17 protein-coding genes are annotated in these 21,813 nt (G+C 71.9%); 10 read left to right on the plus strand and 7 right to left on the minus strand.

Going from position 1 to position 21,813, the window contains the following annotated elements:
* Positions 1–11 precede the first annotated feature (11 nt).
* From B7Z76_RS05870 to bchF, 7 genes are read right to left on the minus strand one after another with little or no spacing between them, the layout of a single operon-like run.
* On the minus strand, positions 12–1,451 hold the full coding sequence (locus B7Z76_RS05870) for a BCD family MFS transporter (protein ID WP_291342736.1): 1,440 nt from the start codon (positions 1,449–1,451) through the stop codon (positions 12–14).
* Entirely contained in the window at positions 1,448–2,161 is a 714-nt protein-coding gene (bchM, locus tag B7Z76_RS05875; protein ID WP_174503542.1) for a magnesium protoporphyrin IX methyltransferase, read from the minus strand. The genes B7Z76_RS05870 and bchM overlap by 4 nt, the downstream gene beginning before the upstream one ends.
* A complete protein-coding gene (gene bchL / locus B7Z76_RS05880) occupies positions 2,161–3,090 on the minus strand; it encodes a ferredoxin:protochlorophyllide reductase (ATP-dependent) iron-sulfur ATP-binding protein (RefSeq protein ID WP_174503543.1) in 930 nt (309 codons plus the stop codon). The genes bchM and bchL overlap by 1 nt, the downstream gene beginning before the upstream one ends.
* Positions 3,087–6,704, minus strand: a complete 3,618-nt coding sequence (locus B7Z76_RS05885; RefSeq protein ID WP_291342739.1) for a cobaltochelatase subunit CobN — start codon at positions 6,702–6,704, stop codon at positions 3,087–3,089. The genes bchL and B7Z76_RS05885 overlap by 4 nt, the downstream gene beginning before the upstream one ends.
* Positions 6,676–8,325: a ferredoxin:protochlorophyllide reductase (ATP-dependent) subunit B gene (bchB, locus tag B7Z76_RS05890; protein WP_291342741.1), complete on the minus strand. Its 1,650-nt coding sequence runs from the start codon at positions 8,323–8,325 to the stop codon at positions 6,676–6,678. The genes B7Z76_RS05885 and bchB overlap by 29 nt, the downstream gene beginning before the upstream one ends.
* Positions 8,326–8,329: 4 nt before the next feature.
* Positions 8,330–9,598, minus strand: a complete 1,269-nt coding sequence (locus tag B7Z76_RS05895; protein WP_291342743.1) for a ferredoxin:protochlorophyllide reductase (ATP-dependent) subunit N — start codon at positions 9,596–9,598, stop codon at positions 8,330–8,332.
* Positions 9,598–10,188 carry a 2-vinyl bacteriochlorophyllide hydratase gene (gene bchF / locus B7Z76_RS05900; protein WP_174503547.1) on the minus strand — a complete coding sequence of 197 codons (591 nt, stop codon included), beginning with the start codon at positions 10,186–10,188 and terminating at the stop codon, positions 9,598–9,600. Before bchF ends, B7Z76_RS05895 begins: the two co-directional genes overlap by 1 nt.
* Positions 10,189–10,469: 281 nt before the next feature.
* Between bchF and B7Z76_RS05905 the strand changes: the two genes are divergently transcribed.
* From B7Z76_RS05905 to B7Z76_RS05950, 10 genes are all read left to right on the plus strand, one after another.
* Positions 10,470–11,378: a B12-binding domain-containing protein gene (locus B7Z76_RS05905; RefSeq protein WP_174503548.1), complete on the plus strand. Its 909-nt coding sequence runs from the start codon at positions 10,470–10,472 to the stop codon at positions 11,376–11,378.
* A 124-nt stretch (positions 11,379–11,502) separates the two neighbouring features.
* Positions 11,503–12,945: a transcriptional regulator PpsR gene (gene ppsR, locus B7Z76_RS05910; protein WP_174503549.1), complete on the plus strand. Its 1,443-nt coding sequence runs from the start codon at positions 11,503–11,505 to the stop codon at positions 12,943–12,945.
* A gap of 15 nt (positions 12,946–12,960) precedes the next feature.
* Positions 12,961–13,890 carry a chlorophyll synthase ChlG gene (gene chlG, locus B7Z76_RS05915; protein ID WP_174503550.1) on the plus strand — a complete coding sequence of 310 codons (930 nt, stop codon included), beginning with the start codon at positions 12,961–12,963 and terminating at the stop codon, positions 13,888–13,890.
* A 1-nt stretch (position 13,891) separates the two neighbouring features.
* Positions 13,892–15,085 carry a geranylgeranyl diphosphate reductase gene (locus B7Z76_RS05920; protein WP_174503551.1) on the plus strand — a complete coding sequence of 398 codons (1,194 nt, stop codon included), beginning with the start codon at positions 13,892–13,894 and terminating at the stop codon, positions 15,083–15,085.
* Positions 15,082–15,588 carry a TspO/MBR family protein gene (locus tag B7Z76_RS05925; protein ID WP_174503552.1) on the plus strand — a complete coding sequence of 169 codons (507 nt, stop codon included), beginning with the start codon at positions 15,082–15,084 and terminating at the stop codon, positions 15,586–15,588. The genes B7Z76_RS05920 and B7Z76_RS05925 overlap by 4 nt, the downstream gene beginning before the upstream one ends.
* Before the next feature lies 1 nt (position 15,589).
* Entirely contained in the window at positions 15,590–16,612 is a 1,023-nt protein-coding gene (bchI, locus tag B7Z76_RS05930) for a magnesium chelatase ATPase subunit I (RefSeq protein ID WP_291342749.1), read from the plus strand.
* Entirely contained in the window at positions 16,609–18,309 is a 1,701-nt protein-coding gene (locus B7Z76_RS05935) for a magnesium chelatase subunit D (RefSeq protein WP_291342751.1), read from the plus strand. The genes bchI and B7Z76_RS05935 overlap by 4 nt, the downstream gene beginning before the upstream one ends.
* Complete coding sequence (gene bchO, locus B7Z76_RS05940; protein ID WP_291342753.1) at positions 18,306–19,229, plus strand: alpha/beta fold hydrolase BchO; 924 nt, start codon at positions 18,306–18,308, stop codon at positions 19,227–19,229. Before B7Z76_RS05935 ends, bchO begins: the two co-directional genes overlap by 4 nt.
* On the plus strand, positions 19,226–20,755 hold the full coding sequence (gene crtI / locus B7Z76_RS05945) for a phytoene desaturase family protein (RefSeq protein WP_291342755.1): 1,530 nt from the start codon (positions 19,226–19,228) through the stop codon (positions 20,753–20,755). Before bchO ends, crtI begins: the two co-directional genes overlap by 4 nt.
* Positions 20,742–21,803, plus strand: a complete 1,062-nt coding sequence (locus tag B7Z76_RS05950; protein WP_291342757.1) for a phytoene/squalene synthase family protein — start codon at positions 20,742–20,744, stop codon at positions 21,801–21,803. The genes crtI and B7Z76_RS05950 overlap by 14 nt, the downstream gene beginning before the upstream one ends.
* The last annotated feature ends 10 nt before the right edge of the window (positions 21,804–21,813 follow it).

Here is a 21,813-nt window from a genome sequence, read left to right on the forward strand (position 1 = left end):
GGACCTCATTGTCAGGGGTGGTGGGGCAGGATGGCGGCAAGGCCGGAAGGCTGCCTGCTGGAGCGGCGGACCAGGGGTCCGATCGCGACGAGGGTGGCGAAGAGCAGCAGGATCTCGAGGTGATAGACGACGCCGTAGCCGGCGGCGGGGCCGGCGAGGGCGGTGCCGAGCGCGCCGGTGACGGCGAGATGGGCGACGGTGTCGCGCAGCACGCCGGCCATCGCGATGGCGAGGCCGGCGGCGAGCGCCTGCACCGCGCCCCAGGCGCCGAGCGCGAGGCCGCTCATGTTGCCGACGACGCGGATCATCGCGTCCGACAGGGTGCCGGCGAGAAACAGCCCGCCGCCGAAGCCGATCAGCCCCACCCCGGCGGCGAACAGCGCCGGCGAGGCGAGCGGGGCGGAGCAGATCACCGCGCTGAAGGCGAGCAGGCCGGAGAGCACGCCGGCGGCGGCGATGCGGTAGGGGTCGCTGCCGCCGGCGAGGCGGCGGCTCGCGACCAGGAAGGCCAGCCCGGCGCCGCCGGCCAGCATCGCGGTGAGTGCCGTGGTCGCACCCACCGGCAGGTGCAGCACCTGGCCGCCATAGGGTTCGAGCAGGATGTCCTGCATCGAGAAGGCCAGCGTGCCGATGAAGATGGCGACGAGGCGGCGCAGCGCGTGCGGCTGGGCGCGGAAGCGCGACCAGGCGAGGGCGAGGGTTTCCGCCGGCCTGGCGGCGGCGTCATCCTCGGCCGCCTCGGCGGCGGGGCTGCGGCGGGGTTCCTGTTTCCACAGGGCGATGCCGTTGCAGACGAGGGTGAGCACGGCGGCGGACTGGATCACCTGGATCAGCCGGAACGCGCTGAACGGGGTGAGGGCGGCGCCATAGGCCAGCGCGCCGCCGATCATGCCGAGCAGCAGCATCGCGCAGAGCATGGCGACGACGCGCGGGCGGGCGTGTTCGGGGGCGAGGTCGGTGGCGAGGGCGAGGCCGGCGGTCTGCGTCGTGTGCATCCCAGCACCGGTCATCAGGAAGGCGATGGCGGCGCCGAAGCGGCCGGCGACCGGGGCGGTGCCGCTGGCGAGCAGCAGCAGGGCGAAAGGCATGATCGCGAGGCCGCCGAACTGCATGATCGTGCCGAACCAGATATAGGGGACCCGCCGCCAGCCGAAGGCGGAGCGGTGGCGATCCGAGCGGAAGCCGATCAGCGCGCGGGCCGGGGCCAGCAGCAGCGGCAGGGCGATCATGCTGGAGACCAGGGCGGCGGCGACGTGCAGCTCGACGATCATCACCCGGTTGAGCGTGCCGATGAGCAAAGCGGCGGCGAGGCCGACGGTGAGCTGGAACAGCGACAGGCGCAGCAGGCGCGGCAGCGGCAGCTCGGGGGTGGCGGCATTGGCGAAGGGCAGCCAGCTCGCATCGAGCCGCATCCAGAACGGAGCCGTCCCGCCGGTGCGCCGGCGCTTCACCGCCGCAGCTCCAGCGCCTGGGAGATGTAGAACCCGGTGCTGATCCGCCGCGTGCGCCCCGCTTCGAGGCGGGCGAGTGCGGGGCTGAGGCCGATCGCGGCGCGCAGCGCGGCCTCGGGCTGCGGCACGATGCCGGGCGCCCGGTCGCCGCGCGGAAACCAGCTTCCGGCGAGGTGCATGATCGCCAGAAGTGCCGTGCGGGGGGCGAAGGTGAAGAGCAGCGAACGGTCGGTGCGGGCGGCGAGCCGGCCGAGGGCGGCGATCACGTCCGCCCTTTCGTAGTGGATCAGGGAATCCATCGCGACGACATGGTCGAACCTGCCGAGTTCGGCGCCCAGCATGTCGCCGCTCACGAAGTCGATCCGGGCGGCGGCGGGGTCGGACGCGGCGCGCTCGCGGGCGAGGTCGACCAGTTGCGGCGAGAGATCGACCGCGACCACCTCGGCGCCGCGCCGCGCCGCCGCGAGGGCGAGCGCGCCGGTGCCGCAGCCGGCATCGAGCAGGCGAAGGCCGGAGAGATCGGCCGGCAGCATGTCGAGCAGGGTGGCGCGCATCGCGTCGCGCCCGGCGCGGACGGTGGCGCGCACGCCGCTGACCGGCGCGTCTGACGTCAGCCGCGCCCAGTTCGCCAGCGCGGTGCGGTCGAAATAGGTTTCGATCTCGCCGCGGCGGCGGTGGTAGCGGTCGGCGGTGGCGGCGTCCGGCGTCATCACTCGAATCCCAGCAGGTCGAAGATCTCGCGGTCGCGCAGCGGGACCGCGGCGAGCGGCTCGACGCCGGCCCAGAGCGAGGCGGCGAGATCGAGATAGGCGGTGCGCACGGCGTCGAGCTCCGGCACGTCCTCCATTTCGAAGACGACGGATTTCTTCAGCCGGCTGCGGCGGATGGCGTCGAGATCGGGGAACCGGGCGAGGGTGGAGAGGCCGGTGGCCTCGTTGTATTTCGCGAGCTGGTCGACCGCGGCGCTGCGGTTGGCGATGACGCCGCCGAGCCGCACGCCGTAGTTGCGCGCCTTCGCGCCGATCGCGGCGACGATGCGGTTCATCGCGAAGATGCTGTCGAAATCGTTCGCCGTGACGATCAGCGCGCGGTCGGCGTGTTGCAGCGGGGCGGCGAAACCGCCGCAGACGACATCGCCCAGCACGTCGAAGATGACGACGTCCGATTCCTCGAGGAGATGATGTTCCTTGAGCAGCTTCACCGTCTGCCCGACGACGTAGCCGCCGCAGCCGGTGCCGGCCGGCGGGCCGCCGGCCTCGACGCATTGCACGCCGGCGAAGCCCTCGTAGACGAAATCCTCGACGCGGAGTTCCTCGGGGTGGAAATCGACACCTTCCAGCGCGTCGATCACGGTGGGGACCAGGCGCTTGGTGAGGGTGAAGGTGGAATCGTGCTTGGGGTCGCAGCCGATCTGCAGCACGCGGCGGCCCTGCAGGGCGAAGGCGGCGGAGAGGTTGGAGGAGGTCGTGCTCTTGCCGATGCCGCCCTTGCCGTAGATGGCGAAGACCTTCGCCCCGTCGATCCGCAGCGCGGGATCGAGGGCGACCTGCACGCTGCCCTCGCCGTCGCCGTCGCCACAGCCGGTGGCGCAGCGCGCGGCGGCGGGAAACGCGCCGGCTTGGGGGCTGATGTCGTTCATGCGGCTTGCTCCATGTCGAGACCTTCGAGACGGTCTTCCAGTTCGGCGCCGGCGCGGCGCAGCGCATCGAGCATCGCCTCGTCCGGGCTCCAGTAGTGGCGCTCGTGCGCTTCGAGCAGGCGGTTGGCGATGCGGACCGAGGCCACCGGGTTCAGCTCGGCGAGGCGGCGGCGCATTTCGGGGTCGAGCATGAAGACGCTGCCGATCTCGCGGTAGATCCAGGGATCGACCTGGCCGGTGGTCGCCGACCATCCCAGCGTGTTGGTCACCGCCGCCTCGAGATGGCGCACGCCCTCGGCGCCGTGGGCGAGCATCGCCTCGAAATATTTCGGGTTCAGCGTGCGGGTGCGGGTTTCGAGCGAGACCTGCTCGGACAGGCTGCGCACGGTGCCGGCGCCGGTGGTCTGGTCGCCGATATAGACCGCGGCGTCGCTGCCGCGGGCGGCGCGGACCGCCCGGCTGATGCCGCCGAGGCCATCGAAATAGTGATCGACCGTGGTGATGCCGAGATCGAGGGATTCGAGGTTCTGATAGGCGAGATCGACGGTCTTGAGCACGCCGCCGAGCACCGCGTCGCACCGCGTCGGCCGGCCATCGGTGCCGTAGGCGAAGCCCTTGCGGCGCAGGAAGGCATCGCCCAGCTCGTCCTCGGTCTGCCAGGTGCCGGACTCGACGAGCTGGTTCACGTTGGCGCCGTAGGTGCCGTCGGCGTTGCTGAAGACGCGCAGCGCCGCGGTCTCGATCGTGCCGCCATGGGCGGCGATATGGGCGCGGGCGTGCCTCGCGACGAAGTTTTGCGTCTCCGGCTCGTCCGCCTGGGCGGCGAGCAGCAGGGCTTCGGCCAGCAGCTTCGTTTGCAGCGGCAGCAGGTCGCGGAAAATGCCGGAGAGGGTGACGATCACGTCGATCCGCGGCCGGCCCAGCTCGGCGAGCGGCACCAGCTCGGCGCCGGCGAGGCGGCCATAGGAATCGCGGCGCGGCCGGGCGCCGACGAGGCAGAGCGCCTGGGCGATCGGGCCGCCCTCTGATTTCAGGTTGTCCGACCCCCAGAGCAGCATCGCCACGGTTTCGGGCAGCCGGCCGCAATCGGCCATGTGGCGGGCGAGCAGGCGGTCGGCCTGGCGGGCGCCGTCGTCCATCGCGAAGGCGCCGGGCATGCGGAACGGATCGAACCCGTAGATGTTCCGCCCGGTGGGCAGGATTTCGGGGTTGCGCAGCAGGTCGCCACCCGGCGCGGGGCGGATATAGCCGCCATCGAGCGCGTGGATGATGGCGGGAAGCTCGCTGTCGGCCGCGAGCAGTGCGTCGGTCTCGGCGCGGCGGGCGGGATCGGTGATCCCGGCGGCATCGAGCAGTTCGGCGCGCTGGCTGGCGCCGGGCGGCTGGCCGACGACGTGCAGGCCGACCGGGATCAGCGCGTATTCGACATCGAGCAGCGAGGCGTGCAGCCGGGCGATGGCGGCATCGGCGTCGGCCCAGGAGAGATCGGCGGGATCGGTGGGGGCGAGATCGAGCCGCGCCGCCTCGGCCTGGATCAGGGCGGCGAGGCCCTGCCGCTCTTCGGCCCCGGCCTCGGGCGGCAGGGCGCGCCAGCGGAAGACCGAGGCCTTGAGATCGGCGAGGCCGCGATAGAGCCCGGCCTCGGTGACCGGCGGGGTGAGGTGGCTGATCAGCGTCGCGTTGGCGCGGCGTTTCGCGAGCATGCCCTCGGAGGGGTTGTTCGCCGCGTAGAGGCAGAAATTCGGCATCTCGGCGATCAGCCGATCCGGCCAGCAGGCGGCGGACAGGCCGGCATGCTTGCCGGGCATGAATTCCAGCGCGCCGTGGGTGCCGAAATGGAGCAGCGCGTGGGCGCCGAAATCCTGCCGCAGCCAGCGGTAGAAGGCGCTGAAGGCGTGGGTCGGCGCGAAGCCGCCCTCGAAGAGCAGGCGCATCGGGTCGCCTTCATGGCCGAAGACCGGCTGGACGCCGATGAAGACGTTGCCGAAGCGGGCGCCGAGGACGAACAGCGAGGCGCCGTCGGTATCGTGGCGGCCGGGAGCCGGGCCCCAGACCGCCTCGATCGCGGCGAGATGGGGTTCGGCGCGGAGATGCGCATCGCGCGGGATTTTCGCCGCGACATTGGCGGCCGCGCCATGGTCCTGCGCGTTGCCGACACAGACGGCGTGGCGCAGTGCTGCGACATCGGCCGGCAGGTCGACCGTGTAGCCGGCGGCGCGCAGGGCGGCGAGGGTGTTGAACAGGGATTCGAAGACGGAGAGATAGGCGGCGGTGCCGGTGGCGCCGGAATTGGGCGGGAAGTTGAAGATGACGATGCCGATGCGCCGCTCGGCGCGGGCGGTGCGGCGCAGCTCGACCAGGCGGGCGACGCGGGCGGCGAGCATGGCGGTGCGCTCGGGATGGGCCGACATCCGGCGCACGCCATCCCCGCCGTCATCCTGGCCCTCGGCGCGGCCGCCATAGGTCATCGGCATGATGCCGCCATCGAGTTCGGGGAGGGAGATCATCATCGTCGCCTCGATCGGCGTCAGGCCGCGCGGGTCGGCCTCCCAGGCGGCGATGCTCTGGAATTCGAGGGCGTGGGCGGAGATGTAGGGCAGGTCGAGCCCGGCGAGGACGGCCTCCGCCGATTTCGAATCGTTGTAGGCCGGGCCGCCGACCAGGGAAAACCCGGTGAGCGAGACCAGTGCGTCGATCACCGGCGCGCCGTCCGGCGCGAGATAGCGCGCGATGGCGGGGCGGGCGTCGAGCCCGGCGGCGAAGACCGGCAGGGTGCGGAAGCCGGCGGCCTCGAACGCCGCGATCACCCCGTCATACTGGCCGACATCGCCGGACAGGACGAGGCTGCGCAGCAGGATCAGCCCGATCGTGCCGCGGCTGCCGGCGATGCGGGGGAGGGACGCTTCGTCGGTCGCGATGCGGCCGGGAAGGCGCGGATGGTAGAGCCCGGTTTCGGGATAGTCGCGCGGTGGGGCGATGGCGGCCTGGCTGCGCAGGGCGGCGCGGGGGCCGGCGGCATAGCGCGCGACCAGCAGGCGGAGCAGGCCCTCGATATTGTCGGCCGAGCCGGCGAGCCAGTAGGACATGCCGAGGAAGAAATTGCGCAGGTCCTGCGCCGTGCCGGGGATGAGCCGCAGCAGGCGCGGCAGCCGGCGGAGCATGCGCAGCTGGGATTCGGCCGCCGAGACCTCCTTGCCGCCGCGCTTGCGCAGCGAGCGGAGGAATTCCAGCGCCGGGTTCTTCTGCCGGCTCATGTCCAGCCGGCCGAGCCTGGTCAGGTTCACGATCTCGGCGGCGGAGAGGATGCAGAGCATGGCATCGCAATTCATCCGCCGCGCCTCGAGATGCGGGCGGACGAGGCGGATGTGATCGTCGAGGAAGAGCATGGTCGCGATCACGATGTCCGCCGTCTCGATCGCGCGCACGCAGGCGGCGAGGCACGCGGGGTCGGCGGCGAAGCGCTCGGCGGTGTGCAGCTCGACGACCAGGCTGGGATGGTCGGCGGCGAGGGCGGCGCGCGCGGCGGCGATGACCCCGCTCAGATGGGAGTCCATCGTCACGATGGCGATGCGCAGGGGCGTCGCGTCAGGCTGAGAAATGGGCCTTGGCGTCATAGATCGTCTCGATGGTGATGGGGTTCAGGCCGCGTTCGCGGGCGAAAATCTCGGTGTTCCGCCGCGCCTTGCCGCGGACGAAGAAGGGGATCTTGCGCAGCTCGGCTTCGGCATCGTCGCGCCAGACCGGCGCGCTTGCTTCGTCGCGCCAGACCGGCGCGCTTGCTTCGTCGCGCCAGACCGGCGCGCTGGCATCGTCGCGCCCGACGGGCGCGCTGGCCAGTGTGTCGGCCAAGGCGCCGGCGGTTGCGCCGGCAGGGGCGGGCGCGGCCGATGCGGGTTCCGGCGGCGTGGTGGCGTGCGGGCCGAGATGGGAGGGGGCGGCGGTGTCGTTGAATTCGAAATCGTCGCGGAACATGCCGAGGAGATGTTCCTCGAGCCCCATCATCAGCGGGTGGATCAGGGTGTCGAACAGCACGTTCGCGCCCTCGAACCCGGCGAAGGGCGAGTGGCGGGCGGGGAAATCCTGGACATGCGCCGGGGCCGAGATCACCGCGCAGGGAATGCCGAGGCGCTTGGCGATGTGGCGTTCCATCTGGGTGCCGAGGACCAGCTCGGGCTGCGCCGCGGCGATGGCGGCCTCGACGGCGAGATAATCGTCGCTGATCAGCGCCTCGATCCCGTAGGACTGGGCGGCGGCGCGGACGGGGGCGGCGAATTCGCGGCTATAGGTGCCGAGACCGACCAGGGAGAAGCCGATCTCGGCGGTGGCGACGCGCGCGAGAGCGATCGCGTGGGTGGCGTCGCCGAAGATGAAGACGCGCTTGCCGGTGAGATAGGTGGAATCGACCGAGCGCGAATACCAGCCGAGCCGGCTCTCCTCGGCGAGGCCGGGCGGTGGGGTGATCTGCGCGAGACCGGCGATCTCGGCGACGAAATCGCGCGTGGCACCGAGGCCGATCGGCACGGTGGAGATCGTTTTCTGGCCGAAGCGGCGGGCGAGATAGCCAGCGGCGGTGCCGGCGGTCTCGGGGTAGAGCACGAGATTGGCGTGGGCCGCCGGCAGGCGGGCGAGATCGGCGAAGCTGGCGCCGAGCGGGGCGATGACGTTGACGGCGATGCCGAGCCGCGCGAGCAGGGCGGCGATGTCGCGCACATCGTCGCGATGGCGGAAGCCGAGTGCTGTGGGGCCGAGGATGTTGACGCAGAATGGCTGCGCCGCGCGGTCGGGCGGGGCCTGGCCGGCGGTCGCGGTGCGGACGAGCTGGTAGAAGGTTTCGGCCGCGCCCCAGTTTTCCTTGCGCTGGTAGGCCGGCAGCTCGACCGGGATGACCGGGATCGGCAGGCCGAGCCCGGCGGCGAGGCCGCCCGGGTCGTCCTGGATCAGCTCGGCGGTGCAGGAGGCGCCGACGATCATCGCCTCGGGGCGGAAGCGGTCATAGGCGTCGCGCACCGCGGTGCGGAACAGCTCGGCGGTGTCGCCGCCGAGATCGCGGGCCTGGAAGGTGGTGTAGGAGACGGGCGGGCGGCGGTCGCGCCGCTCGATCATGGTGAAGAGCAGGTCGGCATAGGTGTCGCCCTGGGGGGCGTGCAGGACGTAGTGCACGCCGTGCATCGCGGTGGCGATGCGCATGGCGCCGATATGCGGCGGTCCTTCATAGCTCCAGAGCGTGAGCTGCATCGGTTCAGACCTCCAGCAGCGCGCGGCGCGCGAGGGGACGGGCGAACAGGGCGGCGAGATCGGCGGCCTGTTCGAAGCCCTGGATCGGGCTGAACACCAGCTCGATCGACCATTTGGTGGCGAAGCCCTCGGCTTCGAGCGGATTGGCGAGGCCGAGACCGCAGACCACGAGATCGGGGCGGGCGGCGCGGCAGCGGTCGAGCTGGCGCGCGACGTCCTGGCCCTCGGCGAGCTGGGCGTCGGCGGGGAGCAAGGCGAGATCCGGCGCCATCAGCCTTCGGTTGAGGAAGGGTGTGCCGACCTCGGTGAGGATCATGCCGCATTCGCGGGCGAGGAAGCGGGCGAGCGGGATTTCGAGCTGGGAATCGGGAAAGAGGAACACGCGGCGGCCGGCGAGGCGGGCGCGCGGCGCGGCGAGGGCGGCGGTGGCGCGGCGGACGGGCAGCGACAGCACGCCATCGACATGGGCGGGATCGATGCCGAAGGCGGCGGCGATGCTCTCGAACCAGAGCCGCGTGCCCTCGGCGCCGAGCGGGCAGGGGGCGGCGATCTGCACCGCGCCGCGCCGCTCCAGCGCGGTGGCGGTTTCGCCGAGGAAGGGCTGGGCCAGCACGTAGCGCGTGAAGGGGCCGACCGGCGGCATCGCGTCGGCGCGGCGGGCGGGCAGGAAATCGACCGTGGCGATGCCGAGGGCAGCGAAGAGGCGGCGGAACTGGTCTTCCACCACATCGGCGAGGGCGCCGACCACCAGCAGGCGCGTGGCCGGGCCGGGCGCGGGTGCGAGGGTGGGGACGAGGGCGGACAGGCAGGCATCCTCGCCTTCGGTGAAGGTGGTGCCGATGCCGCTGCCGGAATAGGCAAGCACGCGCGGGCTGCGGCCGAAGCGCTCCTCCAGCCGGGCGGCGGCGCGGCCGAGATCGAGCCGGATCACCTCGGAGGGGCAGGAGCCGACCAGGAACAGCAGCCGGATATCGGGGCGGCGGGCGATCAGGCGGGTGGCGACGCGGTCGAGCTCATCGTCGAGATCGGCGCGGCCGGCGAGGTCGCGCTCCTCGATGATCGCGGTGGCGAAGCGGGGTTCGGCGAAGATCATCACCCCTGCCGCCGACTGGAGCAGATGCGCGCAGGTGCGCGAGCCGACGACGAGGAAGAACGCATCCTGGATGCGGCGGTGCAGCCAGACGATCCCCGTCAGTCCGCAGAACACCTCGCGCTGGCCGCGCTCGGCAATGATTGCGGGCGGGGCGGCCGGCGATGTGGTGCAGGCGCTCATCAGCTGGGGATCGCGGCGCGGGGGGCGGCTTCGAGCCGGGCGGCGCGCAGCTTCATCAGGAACTGGGTAGCGTTGACCAGGTAGGTGCCATAGGCCGCGAGCGCGATCAGCATCTGCGTGTGCGCGGGTGCGGCGCCGGTGACCAGCACCGCGACGTAGGTGACGTGCAGCCCGATCACGAGGACGCTGAACACGTCTTCCCAGAAGAAGGCCGGGGCGAAGAGATACTGGCCGAAGACCGCGTTTTCCCAGATCGCGCCGGTGACCATGATGGTGAACAGGATCGCGGTCTTGGCGAGGATGGAGGCGGTGGCCACGGCCAGGCCCTCGCCGGTGGCGAGATAGCGCAGCACGAGGCAGACGCTGATCAGGAACACCGCGAACTGGACCGGGGCGAGGATGGCCTGCACCGTGGTCCAGGGTGTCGTGTCCCGCCGCCGCCGTTCCTCGACACTATAGAGATAGGGTGCGCGCCGCGTGCCGCGCCGGGGCGCGGGATGCGCCTGCGCGGAGATGCCGTAGGCGTGGCCTTGCCAGGGGCAGCAATTCACGGGGGCGACGAGCCGGTCGATGATGCGTGTAAAGTCCACTTGACATGCCCTCTCGAGAAGCGTTCGATCGACAGATAAAAAAAGCCGGCAGGCAATCGCCCCGCTATCGTGCGGGTTTTGCCCAGCCAGCCCGTCGGGGGCAGCGATGGCCAGATTTCAATTTATCGAGCCGGATCATGGGAGTTTCCTCCACCGCGGCATAGCGGCTGGAAGAAAGCTAGCGTCCGGTCACGTTGAATGTCAATCTATATTTACGTCAATTTCGATTGACACGTGGGAAAAGTTAATGCCATTCTGCCTCCAGGTTCGGGAGGCAACCGATGCGTGAATCGGCCGACGCGGATTTCGAAATTCACTACGGCGAGACCGGCGGCGCCACCGAGCGGAGCGGCAGCGGAGACCTCGTCGCACGCGGCGGCGAGCAGCGCCGGCAGCCACAGCAGAGCTTCTTTCCCCCCTGGGCGGAGCTGCTCGATCGTGTGCTGACCCAGCAGGTGCTGCCGCGCGTCGTCGCCAGTCATCTGCCGCTGCCGGTGTGGGTCGATGTCAGCCTGATCCGGCCTTCGGCACGGGAGGTCGAGCAGTTTCTCGGCTTCATCCTGACCGACGATCTGAACCGCGCGCATGTGCTGATCGACCAGTTCACCGGGCGCGGGGCGGATCACGACATGATCCTGCACGATCTGCTGACCCCGGCGGCGCGCCGGCTCGGCGTGTTGTGGGAGGAGGATCGCTGCGATTTCGCCGCCGTAACCCTCGCCATGGTGCGGCTCAACCAGATCCTGGTCGAGAACGGTCCGCCGGCGGATCTGCCGGGCGGGGCGATACGGGTGGCCGGGCATGCGCTGTTCGCGGCCGCACCGGGCGAGCAGCATACATTCGGAATCGCGGTGCTGACGGATGTGTTCAGCCGCGCCGGCTGGCTGGCGAGTGCCGAGCCGCGCAGCACCCGCACGGTGCTGCTCGGGATCGCGCGGCGCAACTGGCTTGACGTGATCGGTCTGTCGGTGACGACGGATCGCTGGCTGAAGGGCCTGCCGGCCATCATCCGCTCGCTGCGCGCGGTGGCGCCGAACCCTGATCTGCATGTGATGGTCGGCGGCAAGGCGTTTCTCGACTACCCGGAACGCTGCCAGTTCGTCGGCGCCGACTCGATGGCCGCCGATGCGCAGGACGCGCTCCGCCAGGCCAGCGTGTTGACGTTGAACCGCGACGCGGCGCGACGTTGAATTTTGCCCTGAACCAGACGCATGTCAGTGCGCATTGACGACCAGGGTAGTTGAAAGTTGACACTAGGGAGGATACTTCAGACGTCTGGAATATATATACAACCGGCTGAAAGAGTGGTCCGAGATGAAAGCCTTCAAATCGCCCGGCAAATGGCTCGTCGGCATGAGTCCGGACATTGTCGGCATAATGATTGCGACGATGGCGGATATCGCGCTGATCGTCGACCGGAAGGGCGTGATCCGTGACATCGCGGTGCAGAACGCTGGCCTCGCGCGCGAATTCGCGGACATTTCCGGCTGGGTCGGGCAGCGCTGGGTGGACACGGTGACGGTGGAAAGCCGTGACAAGGTGGTGGCGATGCTGCGGGCGGCGGCCGATGACCAGGCCGAGCAGCCGCACGCAGCGGAACGGCACGTGAATTGCCCCGGCCATGACGGCCGCGATGTTCCTGTTATGTTCTCAGCGCTCGCGATCGGCGAGAAGGGCAGCATCGTCGCGTTCGGCCGCGATCTCAGGACCATCGCGGTGTTGCAGCAGCGGCTGATCGACGTGCAGCAATCGCTCGAGCGGGACTACTCGCGGCTGCGCCATGTCGAGACGCGCTATCGCATCCTGTTCCAAAAATCATCCGAGCCGATGCTGGTGGTCGACGGCGCGACGCAGCGCGTGGCCGAGGCCAACCCGGCGGCGCAGCGTCTGTTCCACGTGCAGGGCAAGCTGGTGGGGCGGCCCTTCGCCGATCTGGTGGAGCCGGGCAGCCGGGCGACGCTCGACCAGATGCTGGGCGGGGTGAGCCGGGCGGGGCGGGGCGACGACACGCCGATCCGCCTGCTCGGGCAGGCGGAGCCGGTGCATCTCTCGGCCTTCGTGATCCGCCAGGGTGCGGGGCTGAACTTCCTCATTCGCCTGACGCCGACGCCGCTCGCCGTGCGCCAGGACGTGCTGCCGGATGGCCGGGCGGACCTGCTGAAACTGATCGACAACGCGCCGGACGGCTTCGTCGTCGTTGGTCATGACGGGCGGGTGATCGCGGCGAACGCGGCCTTCGCCGAAATGGTGCAGGCGGCCTCCGCCGAGCAGGTCGTCGGGCGTTCGCTGGAGCAGTGGCTCGGCCGGCCGGGCGTGGACCTGCCGGTGGTGACCGGCAATCTGCGGCAGAACGGCGCCGTGCGGCTCTACCCCACCACCCTGCGCGACGAGTTCGGCACCGAAATCGATGTCGAGATCTCGGCAGCGTCGGTCACCAGCGGCGGCAAGCCCTGCTATGGTTTCGCGATCCGCAACGTCGCCGGGCGGAGCACGCCGGAGCTGATGCGCCCGACGGCGACGCGGGCCGTGCCGCGCTCGCTCGAACAGATCGGCGAGCTGATCGGCCGGGTGTCGCTCAAGGACATCGTCCGCGAGGCGACCGACGTGATCGAGCGGCTGTCGATCGAGGCGGCGCTCGACATTACCGGCGACAACCGGGCCTCGGCGGCCGAGATGCTCGGCCTGTCGCGACAAAGCCTTTACGTGAAGCTGCGGCGCTACGGCATGATGGATGCCGCGCCGGCCAGCCCCGGATAGGCGGAAGGGGGAGCGATGGCGTCAGCAAAAGAGACGAACCTCACGCTTGCTCCCCTGCGCGTCGCCCCGGCATCGCTGCCCGGATTCCGGGTCTGTCTCGAACTTCTCAAGCCGGTCACGTGGTTCGCCGCGATCTGGGCCTTCGTTTGCGGGGCCGTGTCCTCCGGCGCGCCGCTGGCCGGGCGCTGGCCGGAGCTGCTGCTCGGCATGGTGCTGGCGGGGCCGATGGTCTGCGGCACCTCGCAGGCGGTCAATGACTGGTTCGACCGCCATGTCGACGCGATCAACGAGCCGGACCGGCCGATCCCCTCCGGCAGGATGCCGGGGCGCTGGGGGCTTTACGTCGCGCTGATCTGGACCGCGCTGTCGCTCGCGGTGGCGGTGCCGCTCGGGCGCTGGGGGTTCGGCGCCGCGGTGTTCGCCCTGCTCGCGGCCTGGGCCTACAGCGCGCCGCCGCTTCGGCTCAAGCGCAATGGCTGGTGGGGCAATGCCGCCGTCGCGGTCTGTTACGAGGGGGTGCCGTGGTTCACGGGTGCCGCGGTGATGCGGGGCGCGCTGCCCTCCGCCCCGGTGCTGTGGCTGGCGCTGCTCTACAGTTTCGGCGCGCACGGCATCATGACGCTGAACGATTTCAAGTCGGTCGAGGGGGATCGGCGGAGCGGCATCCGCTCATTGCCGGTGCAGCTCGGCGTTGCCCCTGCGGCGCGGCTCGCCTGCGTGGTGATGGCGCTGCCGCAGCTCGTGGTGATCGGGCTGATGATCGCCTGGGATCACCGGCTCGCGGCGTTCGCGGTCGGGCTGCTGCTGGCGTGCCAGCTCGGGCTGATGGGAAGGCTGTTGCAGCGCCCGCGCGAGCGCGCCCCCTGGTACAATGCGACCGGGACGACGCTTTATGTCATCGGCATGCTGGTCTGCGCTTTCGCGCTCGCCGGCGGAGGAGCGTGAAATGGCCGCGATACAGGATTATGACGTGGCGGTGATCGGCGGCGGGCCGGCGGGGGCGACGGCTGCCGCCACGCTGGCGCGGGCCGGCCGCTCGGTGCTGCTGCTCGACCGCGCGGGGCGGATCAAGCCCTGCGGCGGCGCGGTGCCGCCACGGCTGATCCATGATTTCGACATCCCCGATCATCTGCTGGTGGCCCGCGCGCGGGGGGCGCGCATCGTCTCGCCGCGCGGGCGGCAGGTGTCGATGCCGATTGCCGGGGACGGGTTCGTCGGCATGGTGGATCGCGACGTGTTCGACGAGTTCCTCCGCGCGCGGGCGGCAGCTTCCGGGGCGGTGCGGCTGACCGGGCGGCACGAGCGCATCGAGCGCGCGGCGGACGGGCGGACGCTGGTGCATTACCGCGCCGGCGAAATGCGGCACACGGTGGCGGCGCGGGCGGTGATCGGCGCCGATGGCGCGGCCTCGGCGGTTGCGCGGCAGATGGTGCCGGGTGCGGGTGCCGCGCGGCGGGTGTTCGCCTATCACGAGGTGATCCGCACGCCGGCGGCGGGTGCGGCGGCCGCGGGCTGGGATGGCAGGCGGTGCGACATCTATTACGACGCCCGGGTTTCGCCCGATTTCTACGCGTGGATCTTCCCGCATGGCGAGACCGCGAGCATCGGCACCGGCAGCGCGGTGAAGGGGTTCTCGCTGCGCCGCGCCGTCGCGGCACTGCGCGAGGAGACCGGGCTCGGGCAGGCGGAGACGATCCGCGCCGAGGGCGCGCCGCTGCCGCTGAAGCCGCTGGCGCGGTGGGATGACGGGGTGAACGTGCTGCTGGCCGGGGATGCCGCCGGGGTGGTGGCGCCGGCCTCGGGCGAGGGGATCTATTACGCGATGCTCGGCGGGCAGCTCGCCGGCGAGGCGGCCGACGCGTTCTGCGCCAGCGGCGATGCGCGGGCGCTGCGCGAGGCGCGGCGGCGGTTCATGGCGGCGCATGGCATGGTGTTCACCGTGCTCGGGATGATGCAGGATTTCTGGTATGCGAGCGACCGGCGGCGGGAGCGGTTCGTCGCCATCTGCGGCGATGCCGACGTGCAGTCGATCACCTGGCAGGCCTACATGGAGAAGGCGCTGGTGCGGGCGAAACCGGCGGCGCACTTGCGCATCTTCGCGAAGAACATCGCGCATCTGACCGGGCTGGCGCGGGCATGAGCGCGCTCGGGGGCGGCTGGGGGCCGGTGATGGTCGCGGCGGGTGCGGCGGCGGCGACGGCGCTGGCCGGCGGGCTCGCGACGCGGCTCGGCGTCTGGTATCGGCAGCTGCGCAAGCCCGCCTGGCAGCCGCCGGAATGGCTGTTCGGCCCGGTCTGGACGCTGATCTTCGCGCTTGCCGCCGCCGCCGGCGTGATCGGCTGGGAGAGCGCGTCCGCACCCGGCGCGGCAGGGTGGCTCGTGGTGCTGTTCGGGCTCAACGCGGTGCTGAACATCCTCTGGAGCGTGCTGTTCTTCACCCTGAAGCGGCCGGACTGGGCGCTGGCCGAGCTGGTGGCGCTGTTCGCCTCGATCGCGGCGATCATGCTGGCGATGCAGCCCTATGCGGCGGGGGCGAGCCTGTTGCTGCTGCCCTATCTGCTGTGGGTCGGCTTCGCCGGTGTGCTGAACCTGACGATCGTGCGGCTCAACCGCCCGTTCGGCGCCGCCATGGGAGCGCGCTGACATGGGCCCGTATCCGTTCAGCGCGATCGTCGGCCAGGCGGAGATGAAGGAGGCGCTGCTGATCGCGGCGACCGAGCCGGCGCTCGGCGGGGTGCTGGCGCTGGGCGATCGCGGCACCGGCAAATCGACCGCGGTGCGGGCGCTGGCGGCGTTGCTGCCGGCGGTGAGTGCCGTGGCGGGCTGCCGCTATCGCTGCGATCCGGCCGATCGGCGGCGGCTCTGCCCGGAGTGCCGGGCGCGGCGCGTCGGCGGCCGGTTGCCGCGCGAGCGGGTGCGGGTGCCGGTGGTCGACCTGCCGCTCGGCGCCACCGAGGACAGGGTGGTCGGCGCGCTGGACATCGAGCGCGCGCTCGCCGACGGGGTCAAGGCGTTCGAGCCGGGGCTGCTGGCCCGCGCCAATCGCGGCTTTCTCTATATCGACGAGATCAATCTGCTGGAGGATCATCTGGTGGATCTGCTGCTCGATGTCGCGGCGTCGGGGGAGAACGTGGTCGAGCGCGAGGGGCTGAGCCTGCGCCACCCGGCGCGCTTCGTGCTGATCGGCAGCGGCAACCCCGAGGAGGGCGAGTTGCGGCCGCAGCTGCTCGACCGGTTCGGCCTGTGCGTCGAGATCAGGACGCCGACGGATATCGGCGAGCGGATCGAGGTGGTGCGGCGGCGGGATGCGTTCGAGCAGGACCCGGCCGGCTTCGCGCGGCGCTTCGCGGCGGCGGAGGCCGGGCTGCGCGATGCGATCGTCGCGGCGCGGCGGTTGCTGCCGATGGTCGCGGTCGCCGAGGAGGTGCTGGCGCTCGCTGCCCGCCTCTGCGTGGCGCTCGGCACCGACGGGCTGCGCGGCGAGCTGACGCTGCTGCGCGCGGCAAGGGCGAAGGCGGCGCTGGAAGGCGAGGTCGCGGTGACGCCGGCGCATCTGCGGGCGGTGGCCCCGGCGGCGCTGCGCCACCGGCTGCGGCGCGATCCGCTCGATGAATCGATGGCCGGCGCGCGGGTCGATCGCGCGCTCGACGAGGTGTTCGTCGCATGAGCCCGATGCCGCCGCCGCGCCCGGCGCGCAGTGCGGCGGTGGTCGCGGCCCTGTTCAGCCTCGACCCGGCGGGGCTGGGCGGCATCTGGGTCCGCGCGCCGTTCGGCCCGGCGCGGGACGGGTTTGTCGAGCATGTCCGCGCCCTGCTGCCGGCGGGGGCGGCGATACGGCGGGTGCCGGCCGGGATCGATGACGGACGGCTGCTCGGCGGGATCGATCTTGCCGCCAGCCTTGCCGCCGGGCGCCGGGTGATGGCGGCCGGACTGCTGGCGGAGGCGGCGGGCGGCGTCCTGGTGCTGCCGATGGCCGAGCGGCTCGACCGCGCGTTGTGCGCGCGGCTGGCACAGGCGCAGGAGGGCCGGTTCGGCGCCATCGCCCTCGATGAGGGGATCGGGCCGGAGGAACATCTCTCCCCAGCACTGGCCGACCGGATGGCCTTCGCCCTCGATGCCGCCGATCTGCTGGCGCGGCGCCCGCCTGCGCGGGTGCGCGGGCTTGGTGCGGCGCGGCGGCGGCTCGTGCGGATGCGGATGGATGACGGGGTGGCCGAGGCGCTCTGTCATGTGGCGGCGCAACTCGGCATATTTTCGCTGCGGCCGGTGATCCTCGCCATGCGGACGGCGCGGGCCGCCGCGGCGCTGGCCGGCCGCCGCAGCGCCGGCGAGGAGGACGCGATGCTGGCAGCCCAGCTGGTGCTCGCCCATCGCGCCACCCGCCTGCCGGCGCCGGCGGAACAGGACATGGATCAGGCGCCCGAGCCGCCGCCGCCGGCGTGCGGCGACGATGCGGCGCCGCCGGCGCCACCCGAGACGGAGGGCGAGCAGGCGGCGGACCGGGTTCTCGATGCTGCCCGCAGCGCGCTGCCGCCGGAACTTCTGGCAGCACTGCTGCTCGGCCAGGGCCGCCGCGGCGCCGCGGGCGGGCGCGCCGCAGCCCCTGCCGCCGCAACGGCGGCGCATGGAAGACCGCTCGGCGCGCGCCCCGGCCGGCCGGGGCGGGAGCATGGTCTTGCCCTCGTCGATACGTTGCGGGCCGCCGCCCCGATGCAGGCGCTGCGCCGGCGCGAGCGGCCGGATCATCCGGGGCGGGTCATTGTTCTTGGCAGCGATTTCAGGGTTCGCCGGCATCAGGCGCCGGTCCGCTCGGTGGCGATTTTCGCGGTCGACGCTTCGGGCTCGTCGGCGCTGAACCGGCTGGCGGAAGCGAAGGGCGCGGTGCAGCTGCTGCTCGCCGATTGCTATGTGCGGCGCGACCAGGTGGCGCTTCTGGCGTTCCGCAACCGCGGCGCGGAGCTGCTGCTGCCGCCCACCGCGGCGCTGGCCCGCGCCCGGCGGAGCCTTGCGGCGCTACCGGGCGGCGGGGCGACGCCGCTGGCCAGCGGGATCGACGCCGCGCGAGACATGGCACTCGGCGCGCGGCGGCGGGGCAACCGGCCGCTGCTGGTGCTGCTGACCGATGGCGGGGCGAATATCGGCCGCGACCGGCAGCCCGGCCGCGCGGCGGCGGCGGCGGATGCGCGGGCGGCGGCGTCTGCCTGTGCTGCCGATGGAATTCCCGCCCTGCTGATCGACACGGCGCCGCGGCCGAACGCGTTCGCCGCCGAACTCGCCGGCGTGATGCGGGCGCGCTACCTGCCGCTGCCCTTTGCCGATGCGCGCGCGCTGAGCCGGGCGATCCGCGCGGAGCAGGCCGCATGAGCGCCGCGCTCGCGCTGTGGGACCGGGTGTTCGACGCCAATGCGCCCGACTGGGAGACCGACGGGCGGGACTGGCCGAACCGGGCGGCGAGCCGCTTCGTGACCGCCGGCGGGCTGCGATTCCACGTTCAGGTGATGGGGGCGGGGCCGGTTCTGCTGCTGCTGCACGGCACCGGTGCGGCGACGCATTCGTGGCGCGCGCTGGCGCCGCTGCTGGCGCGGGATTTCACCGTCATTGCGCCGGATCTGCCGGGCCACGGCTTCACCGCGGCGCCGTTCTGGCCGCGCATGTCGCTGCCCGGCATGGCCGGCGCGATCGCGGCGTTGCTCGACGTGCTGGATGCGCCGCCGGCGCTGGTGGCCGGGCACTCGGCGGGGGCGGCGATCCTGGCCGAGATGTGCCTGCAGGGGCGGATCGCGCCGGCGGGGCTGGTCAGCCTCAACGGCGCGCTGCTGCCGCTCAAGGGCGTTGCAGGGCAGGTATTCTCGCCGCTGGCGCGGCTGTTCGCGCTCAACCCGCTGGTGCCGCGCGTGTTCGCCTGGCACGCGGCGGACAAGGCGGTGGTGGCGCGGCTGCTGCGCGGCACCGGATCGCGCATCGATGCGCAGGGGGCGGAATTCTATGCACGGCTGGCGCGGCGCAGCGGCCATGCGGGGGCGGCACTGATGATGATGGCGAACTGGGACCTGGCACCGCTGGCCGCGGCGCTGCCGCGTCTCGCGCCGAGGCTTTTGCTGATCGTGGGGGCGGCGGACCGCTCGATCCCGCCGGCCGATGCGCGGGAGATCGCGCGTCTTGTGCCGGGGGCGCGGGTGATCGTGTTGCCGCGTCTCGGCCATCTCGCGCATGAGGAGGCGCCGGAGCCCGTCGCCGGGGAGATCGCCGGCTTCGCGCGCGAGATCGGGGTGCTGGCGGCATGAACGTGATCACCCGTCAGGATGCGGGGCAGGAGGCGAGGACGAAGCGGCCGCATGCCATCGTGATCGGGGCGGGGTTCGGCGGGCTGGCCGCCGCGATCCGGCTCGGCGCGCGGGGCTGGCGCGTCACCGTGCTGGAGCGCTGCGAGCAGCCCGGCGGCCGGGCCTCGGTGTTCCGGCAGGACGGGTTCGTGTTCGATGCCGGCCCGACCATCATCACCGCCCCGTTCCTGCTGGAGGAACTCTGGACGCTGGCCGGCGGGCGAATGGCCGATGATGTCGATCTCCGCTCGATCGACCCGTTCTACCGCATCCGCTTCGACGATGGCTCGCATATCGACTGTTCCGGCCATCATGACGCGATGTGCGCGGAGATCGGCCGGCTCGCGCCCGGCGATGTCGCCGGCTACGAGCGCTTCATCGCGATGACCGAGGAGATCTACCGGATCGGGTTCGAGCAGCTCGGCCACGTGCCGTTCGGCCACTGGACCGACATGGCGCGCATCCTGCCCGACCTCGTGCGGCTGTCCGGCCATCGCAGCGTGCACGGGCTGGTCGCGCGGCATGTGCGCGATCCGCGGGTGCGCGCGGCGCTGAGCTTCCATCCGCTGCTGGTCGGCGGCAATCCGTTCCGGGTCAGCGCCATCTACGCGCTGATCCTGCATCTGGAGCGCCGGCATGGCGTGCATTTCGCGATGGGCGGGACCGGGGCGATCGTCGCCGGGCTGGCGCGGCTGATCGAGCGGCAGGGCAACCGCATCCGCTGCAACACGCCGGTCGACCGGATCCTCGTGCGCGAGGGGGCGGCATGCGGCGTCGAACTCGCGGATGGCAGCCGGATCGCGGCGGATATCGTGGTCTCGGACGCCTGCACCGGGTTTACCTATGGCCATCTGCTGCGCGGGGTGGCGCGGCGGCGCTGGACCGACCGCAAGCTCGCCGCGGCGCGCTACTCGATGGGGTTGTTCGTCTGGTATTTCGGCACCGACCGGACGTTCGGCGACGTGCCGCACCACACGATCGTGATGGGGCCGCGCTATCGCGGGCTGCTCGACGATATTTTCGAGAAGAAGCGCCTGGCGCCGGACATGAGCCTCTATCTGCACCGGCCGACGGCGACCGATCCGGCGCTCGCGCCCGCGGGGTGCGACGCCTTCTATGCGCTGGCGCCGGTGCCGCATCTCGGCGGCGGCCAGGACTGGGCGCGCGAGGCCGAGGCGTTCCGCCAGCGGGTCGAGCGGCGGCTGGAGGAGACGGTGATGCCGGGGCTTGGCGGGGCCATCGTCACCTCGCGGGTGATGACGCCGCAGGATTTCGCCACGCGCTACGATTCGACCTGGGGCGCCGGCTTCGGGATGGAGCCGGTGCTGACCCAGAGCGCCTGGTTCCGCCCGCACAATGCGAGCGAGGATGTGCGCAACCTTTTCCTGGTGGGCGCGGGCACCCATCCCGGCGCCGGGGTGCCGGGCGTGCTCTCGACCGCCCGGGTTCTCGACACGGTGGTTCCCGATGCCAATGCGTTCGTCTGATCCCGACATCGCCGCCTGCACGGCAAGGCTGCGCCGCGGCTCGGTCAGTTTCCACGCCGCCTCGCGCCTGTTGCCGGCGGAGGTGCGCGCTGCGGCGACCGCGCTCTACGCCTTCTGCCGCGAGGCCGACGACGCGGTCGACCTTGCCGCCGACAAGCAAGCCGGGGTTGCGACGATATCGGCGCGGCTGGAGGCGATCTGCCGGGGCGTGCGGCTCGATGATCCGGTCGATCGCGCGTTTGCCGCGACGATCGCCCGGCACGGTATCCCGCTTGCGCTGCCCGAGGCGCTGATCGAGGGGCTGGCCTGGGACGCGGCGGGGCGGCGCTATGCCACGCTGGCCGAGCTGCGCGCCTATGCGGCGCGGGTGGCGGGGTCGGTCGGCGTGATGATGGCGATGCTGATGGGCGCGCGGGATGAGGCGAGCCTTGCCGCCGCCTGCGATCTCGGCCTCGCGATGCAGCTGACCAATATCGCCCGCGATGTCGGCGAGGATGCGGCCGAGCGCCGGCTCTATCTGCCGCTGGACTGGCTGGAGGAGGCGGGGCTGGAGCCCGAGCGGTTCCTTGCCCGCCCGGCCTTCACCCCGGCGCTGGCACACGTGATCGGGCGCTTGCTCGACGAAGCCGAGCGGCGCTATGCGGCGGCCGGATGCGGCATCGCCGCGCTGCCGCTGGCCTGCCGGCCCGGCATTGCGGCGGCGCGGCGGATCTATCGCGAGATCGGCCGGCTCCTGGCGGCGAACGGGCTCGACTCGGTCTCCACCCGCACCCGCGTGTCCGGCCGGCGGAAGCTCGGGCTGGCCGCACTCTCGCTGGCCGATGCCGCGACTGCGGGGCTATGGGCGCCGCTTGCCGCATCGCCGCCGCCCTGCCCGGAAGTGCGCTTCCTGATCGATGCTGCGGCGGCAGCGGGGGGCGAGACGGTGGGCGCGGCGGCGCGGGTGATCCTGCTGATCGACCGGCTGGAACGCGAGGAACGCACGGCGCGGATGAGGGCGGCCGGGGCGCGCGGCCCGCTCGTCTGCGGCGCGGCGGAGCCGGCGTGATGGAAGACGC

It is taken from the genome of Acidiphilium sp. 20-67-58, from assembly GCF_002255515.1.
Classification (GTDB): Bacteria; Pseudomonadota; Alphaproteobacteria; order Acetobacterales; family Acetobacteraceae; genus Acidiphilium.